Origin of the sequence: Corallococcus sp. CA047B, assembly GCF_003612065.1 — a bacterium.
Taxonomy (GTDB): domain Bacteria; phylum Myxococcota; class Myxococcia; order Myxococcales; family Myxococcaceae; genus Corallococcus; species Corallococcus praedator.
In genome coordinates, this window is sequence record NZ_RAWD01000475.1 from 1 (window position 1) to 5,326 (window position 5,326).

The 5,326-nt window shown below is 67.4% G+C and carries 8 protein-coding genes; all 8 read right to left on the reverse strand.

What is annotated here, in order from left to right; translation table 11 throughout:
* Positions 1 to 211 precede the first annotated feature (211 nt).
* Positions 212 to 655 carry a 50S ribosomal protein L9 gene (gene rplI / locus D7X74_RS39215; RefSeq protein ID WP_120538058.1) on the reverse strand — a complete coding sequence of 148 codons (444 nt, stop codon included), beginning with the start codon at positions 653 to 655 and terminating at the stop codon, positions 212 to 214.
* Positions 656 to 681: 26 nt separating this feature from the next.
* A complete protein-coding gene (gene rpsR / locus D7X74_RS39220; protein WP_120538059.1) occupies positions 682 to 1,083 on the reverse strand; it encodes a 30S ribosomal protein S18 in 402 nt (133 codons plus the stop codon).
* A gap of 48 nt (positions 1,084 to 1,131) precedes the next feature.
* Complete coding sequence (gene rpsF / locus D7X74_RS39225; RefSeq protein ID WP_120538060.1) at positions 1,132 to 1,617, reverse strand: 30S ribosomal protein S6; 486 nt, start codon at positions 1,615 to 1,617, stop codon at positions 1,132 to 1,134.
* Positions 1,618 to 1,862: 245 nt separating this feature from the next.
* Complete coding sequence (pth, locus tag D7X74_RS39230) at positions 1,863 to 2,438, reverse strand: aminoacyl-tRNA hydrolase (RefSeq protein ID WP_120538061.1); 576 nt, start codon at positions 2,436 to 2,438, stop codon at positions 1,863 to 1,865.
* Between the two features lie 78 nt (positions 2,439 to 2,516).
* Positions 2,517 to 3,206: a 50S ribosomal protein L25/general stress protein Ctc gene (locus tag D7X74_RS39235; protein WP_120538062.1), complete on the reverse strand. Its 690-nt coding sequence runs from the start codon at positions 3,204 to 3,206 to the stop codon at positions 2,517 to 2,519.
* Positions 3,207 to 3,425: 219 nt separating this feature from the next.
* Positions 3,426 to 4,376 (reverse strand): ribose-phosphate pyrophosphokinase, encoded by a 951-nt coding sequence (locus tag D7X74_RS39240; RefSeq protein WP_120538063.1) that lies wholly within the window; start codon positions 4,374 to 4,376, stop codon positions 3,426 to 3,428.
* A 42-nt stretch (positions 4,377 to 4,418) separates the two neighbouring features.
* The gene (gene spoVG, locus D7X74_RS39245) at positions 4,419 to 4,718 is read right to left on the reverse strand and encodes a septation regulator SpoVG (protein WP_120538064.1); all 300 of its coding nucleotides are present in this window, start codon (positions 4,716 to 4,718) and stop codon (positions 4,419 to 4,421) included.
* A gap of 115 nt (positions 4,719 to 4,833) precedes the next feature.
* Positions 4,834 to 5,184 carry a DUF5658 family protein gene (locus D7X74_RS39250; RefSeq protein WP_120538065.1) on the reverse strand — a complete coding sequence of 117 codons (351 nt, stop codon included), beginning with the start codon at positions 5,182 to 5,184 and terminating at the stop codon, positions 4,834 to 4,836.
* Between the last annotated feature and the right edge of the window lie 142 nt (positions 5,185 to 5,326).

Below are 5,326 nucleotides of genomic sequence, written 5' to 3' on the forward strand. Positions count from 1 at the left end.
GGGTGGGCGTGTCCATCCGGAAGGGACCTCCAGCAGGGCGGGGTTGCCCTGACAGATGCCCACGCCCGGCGCCGGGCCTCCCCGGGATTGCCGTGGAGCGGACCGGGGACGGCGCGAAACGGACCGGAGGAGGGCCGGGGACAAAGCAAAAGGGCCGCCCGGTCTCCCGGACGGCCCCTTCGCATGAAACGACGTCAGGTGAAGCGGTGGACTACTCGGCCACCACGTCGACCTTGATCTTCGCCGTCACTTCGCGGTGCAGGCGCAGCTCCACGTCGTAGCTGCCCAGCGACTTGATGGGCTCGGCCAGGTGCAACTGGCGACGATCCACCTGCTGGCCCTGAGCGGCGAGCGCCTCGGCGATGTCCAGCACCGTGACGGAGCCGAAGAGCTTGTCCTGCTCGCCGACCTTGCGCTTGATGGTGACCTTGACGGCGCCAAGCTTCTTGGCCTGCTCGTCGGCAACGCCCTTGAGCTTGGCGCTGCGAGCGGTCTGCACGGACTTCTCGTGCTCCAGCTGGCGCAGGTTCTGCTCGCTCGCCAGCACGGCCTTCTTGCGCGGCAGAAGGAAATTCCGGCCGAAGCCGTCCTTCACCGTGACGAGCTCGCCGGACTTGCCGAGATTGTCGATGTCCTCACGCAGAATGAGCTTCATGTTCAGTCTCCTGGGGGACCCGGCGGCTAGCCGACGACCGCGTTGTAGGGGAGGAGCGCGATGCCACGGGCGCGCTTGATGGCGATCGCCACCTCACGCTGGTGCTTCGCGCAGTTGCCGGAGATGCGGCGGGGGATGATCTTGCCGCGCTCCGTGACGAAGTACTTCAGCGTCGCCTGGTCCTTGAAGTCCACCGACGCGTTCTTCTCCGCGCAGAACCGGCAGACCTTCTTGCGGCCGAAGCCACGACCACCACGCTTGTCGTCGTCGCCACCCATGCCGCCGCGGTCGCCACGATCGCCGCCGCGGTCGCCGCCGCGGTCACCACCACGGTCGCCACCGCGCGAACCGCCGCCGTAGCCGCCGCCACCACCACCACCGGGGCCGCGGGAACCGCCAGCGCCCTTGCTATCCATGCCGTTGCTCATGAACGTTCTCGTTTCCTGGAAGGTTTGGGGAAGGACCCAAGAGAAGGCTTACGCCTCCTCGGGGGCATCCTCTTCCGCGTCGGGGCCAACGAAATCGGGGGCCTCGGCCGCACCACGGAAGCCGCCACCCTCGCGCTCCGCGGGGGCACCCGGACGGGTCTCCTCCACGTCACCGGCCAGCTTCAGGTCCTCGAGGACCGGACGCGTCTCCGGATCCACCTCGTCCGCGATCTTCACGGAGATGTACCGGGTGACCTCGTCCAGGTTGCGCAGGTTGCGCTCGATCTCCGCCACCAGCTTGCCGCTGCCCAGGAAGCTCGTGTGGACGTAGATGGCGCGGGGCTGCTTGGCCACGGGGAAGAGGGTCTTCTTCTTCCCCCACACCGTGAAGCGCAGCACCTTGCCCTGCTCGCGGTCGACGATGCCCCGGACGCGCTCCTTGAGCTTGTCCACGGCGTCATCGGTCAGGTCCGGCTTGACCAGGAAGATGGTCTCATACTCACGAAGCCGCTTGGCGGCCTGCGTCTCTGCCATGTTTCTCTCCCCTTGGGGTCGAGTGCCCCCCGGACCATCCGGGGAGCGGGGAAACGGTTGCAGGCCCTCGAAAGGCCACCACCGGGGACGGGAAATCATGCGCGCCCGTCACCACCGCGCCTTTTCCCGCTCAACAACACGGGGAGGAGGGGGCTTCTAAGGGTCACCCCTCACGAAAGTCAAGCAATGCCAGGGAAGGGACCGTCCGGCCGGGTGCTTTGCCCCGCTGGTGGCCCGGCCGCCCGTCAGGCCTTGCGGTTGTGGCGGTTCATCGCCGTGGACAGCCCGTCGCGCACCCAGCTCTCCGTCATGTCCGCCGCCCGGGAAATCAGCTCCTCCAACTGGCGCTTCTCCCCGTCATCGAAGTTGGAGAGCACGTAGCCGGACACCCGCTCCTTGGCGTTGGGGCCCTCCGGCTTGCCAATGCCCACCCGCACGCGGATGAAGGCGTCCGCGCCCAGGCAGGTCACCATGCTCTTCAAGCCATTGTGGCCGCCCGCGCCGCCGCCCGCCTTGAGCTGCAGCCGCCCGAAGGGCAGGTCCAGCTCGTCATGGATGACGAGCACGTCCTGCACGTCCACCTTGTAGAAGCGCGCGGCCTCCGCGACGGAGCGGCCCGACAGGTTCATGAAGGTCTGCGGCTCCACGAAGAGGATGCGCTCGCCGCCCAGGCTGCCCTGGCCCACCCGCGCCTGGAACTTGTCCTGGGTGAGCTCCGCGCGGGCGCGTGAGAGCAGCGCGTCCACCACCATGAAGCCGATGTTGTGCCGGTGGCGCTCGTACTCGCGCCCGGGGTTGCCCAGCCCACAGATGAGCTTCATGGAAGGCTCCGTAAAGACAGCGGGGCAGGCCCTTCAACAGGCCCGCCCCGCGAGGAAACAAGGAACGGTGGAGAAGGACTACTTCTTCGCCGGGGCCTTGGCGGCCGCGGGGGCCTTCGCGTCGGCCGCCTTGGGGTCCGCCGCCTTGCCCGCCGCCGCGGCAGGGGCCGCCGAGGTGATGGCCGCCGGGGCCGCCACTTCCGCCGCTTCCGGCGCCGCGAGGACCGCGATGGTGTAGTTGACGTTCGTCTTCACCGACACGCCCTCGGGCAGCTTCAGGTCGTTGACGTGGATGGCCTCGTTGATCTTGAGGTTGGTGACGTCCACTTCAATCTGGAGCGGGATGGCACCGGGGAGCGCCCAGACCTCCAGATTGCGGCGGATCTGCGTGAGCAGACCGCCATCCAGCACGCCCGCGGCCTTGCCCGTGAGCACGACGGGCAGGTTGACCTTCACCTGGTCCGTGTCGCGCACCGCGATGAAGTCCGCGTGCAGGATGTCCCGGGTGAGCGGGTCCATCTGGTAGTCCTTCAGCAGCACCTGCTCGCCGCCCGAGCCCAGCTTGAGCTGGATGAGCGTGTTGAGCTTGTGCGGGGTGTTGATGGCGGTGCGGATGCCCTTGGGGTCCACGGAGATGTGCAGCGGCGTCTTCAGGTGCTTGCCGTAGACGACCGCGGGGATCTGACCCTTGGCGCGCAGGCGGCGGGCCGCGCCCTTGCCGGAACCTTCACGCGTGGAGGCTTCGAGGGTGCTCTTGTCGGTGGCCATGGAGGAATCTCTTTTCAGTGGGGACTGCGGGTGCGACCGGTCCAGTGAGGGCGCCCTCGGCATCCCGCCCCCATGGCGGGCCCCGAAGACGGCGCCCGGGCCGTGAAGCCCGTTGAACCGGTAGAGGGGGCCGGACATGCCAGCCGGAGGGGGGCGGCGTCAAGCCACCCGTCACCACCGGCGGATCGCAAGCCGCTCCTGGAAGAGCGGCGCGGGGCTTCAGACGAACAGCGAGCTCAGCGAGTCCGCGCGGTGGATGCGCGCGATGGCCTCACCGAAGAGCGCGTCGGTGGTGAGCGCGCGGATCTTCGGGCACGCCCGGGCGTTGGCGGACAGCGGCACCGTGTCCGTGAAGACGACCTCCTCCAGCACGGAGTCGGTGATGCGCTGGATGGCGGGGCCGGACAGGATGGGGTGGACGGCGTAGGCCAGCACCCGGCGCGCGCCCTTGTTCTTCAGCGCGGCGGCCGCCTGGGCGAGCGTGCCCGCGGTGTCCACCATGTCGTCCACCAGGATGGCGTCCTTGCCCATCACGTCGCCAATGAGGTTCATCACCTCCGACGCGTTCGCGCGCGGCCGGCGCTTGTCGATGATGGCCAGGCCCGTGTCCAACCGCTTGGAGTAGGCGCGAGCGCGCTCCACGCCGCCCGCGTCCGGGCTGACGATGACGACGTCGCTCAGCTCCGGGAAGCGCTTGCGCATGTCCTCCAGGAACACCGGCGAGCCGTACAGGTGATCCGAGGGCATGTTGAAGAAGCCCTGGATCTGCCCCGCGTGCATGTCCATGGACACCACCCGGTTGACGCCCGCCACCTCCAACATGTCCGCCACCAGCTTGGCGGTGATGGGCGTGCGGGCGGCCACCTTCCGGTCCTGCCGCGCGTAGCCGTAGTAGGGCATCACGGCGGTGATGGAGCCAGCGCTCGCCCGCTTGAGCGCGTCGCACATGATGAGCAATTCCATCAGGTGGTGATTCGTCGGCGGGCAGGTGGACTGGACGATGAAGACGTCCTGTCCCCGCACGTTCTCGCCGATCTCCACGTGGATCTCCCCGTCGGAGAAGGTGTCCACGATCGCCTTGCCCAACGGGCGCTGGAGATATTCGCAGATGCGATGCGCCAACGCCGGGTTCGAGTTCCCGGCGAACACCTTGAAGTCACGCTGCTGCATGGGGGCGCTGACTAACCCGTGCGCGCGTCGAAGGGAAGAAGGTTAGTCGAGTTCCGCAGCCACGGGAGCAAGCGTTCCCGTCTGCGCCTGGTGAAGGTGTTTCTCGTACTCGATGAGGATGACCCGCTCCATCTGGCTGCGTGTGTCCGCGTTCAATGGATGCGCGATGTCCTTGTAGGTCCCGTCCTTCCGTTTTTTCGCGGGCATCGCGATGAAGAGCCCGGTGGAGCCGTGGATCACCTTCAAGTCGCGCACGACGAAGCAGTGATCCAAGGTGATGGTGACGTACGCCTTGAGCTTGTCCTCTTCGACCGGAAACACCCGGACGTCGGTGATGTTCATGGTCCCCCCCGAACCTGAAAGGCCCGAGCTATGGGGAAGCCTGGGACAGACTGGAGGTGAAAAGCAAGCACCCCCGACCCGACGCACCGGGTGATCGTTCACTGGGTGGGGCGACTCAAGCCCCGAAGGGCCAGTGACTCACCAGGTGGGCGAGGAACGCCAGGTGGTAGACGACGATGATGGCGTACACCACGGCGCCCGCGCGGATGGCCAGGCGGCTCGCCTTGAGCTTGCGGTGCAGGCACAGCAGGCACAGGCCCGCGTTCACGATGAGCAGCTTGGAGAACATGAACAGCAGCGGTGAGTGCTCGTACGCCACGCGCATCACCGGGTTGAGCTCCTCCGCCACTCCCAGTTGCAGGAAGAGCAGGGTGAACAGCCCGTCCAACAGGTTCAGCATCAACAACGCCACCGACGCGGGCGACATGTAGAAAGAAGCACCCTGCGTCCACGACCCCACCTGCATCCCATTCGCCGTCGCCGCCACGCCCTACCCCCTGGTCCCGTCCATGCTGCCCGGGGGACTCCCTATTCAATTCGCTTGCCAAGGCTTCCAGGGCTTCCCTGAAGCAGCCGGGCAGCATGGACGGGACCAGGGGGTAGGGCGT

Coding starts and splice junctions, on each gene's coding strand:
- pth (WP_120538061.1), bottom strand. CDS start 2,438: ATGAAGCTCATCTGTGGGCTGGGCAACCCCGGGCGCGAGTACGAGCGC.
- rplI (WP_120538058.1), bottom strand. CDS start 655: ATGAAGCTCATTCTGCGTGAGGACATCGACAATCTCGGCAAGTCCGGC.
- D7X74_RS39240 (WP_120538063.1), bottom strand. CDS start 4,376: ATGCAGCAGCGTGACTTCAAGGTGTTCGCCGGGAACTCGAACCCGGCG.
- D7X74_RS39235 (WP_120538062.1), bottom strand. CDS start 3,206: ATGGCCACCGACAAGAGCACCCTCGAAGCCTCCACGCGTGAAGGTTCC.
- D7X74_RS39250 (WP_120538065.1), bottom strand. CDS start 5,184: ATGCAGGTGGGGTCGTGGACGCAGGGTGCTTCTTTCTACATGTCGCCC.
- rpsR (WP_120538059.1), bottom strand. CDS start 1,083: ATGAGCAACGGCATGGATAGCAAGGGCGCTGGCGGTTCCCGCGGCCCC.
- spoVG (WP_120538064.1), bottom strand. CDS start 4,718: ATGAACATCACCGACGTCCGGGTGTTTCCGGTCGAAGAGGACAAGCTC.
- rpsF (WP_120538060.1), bottom strand. CDS start 1,617: ATGGCAGAGACGCAGGCCGCCAAGCGGCTTCGTGAGTATGAGACCATC.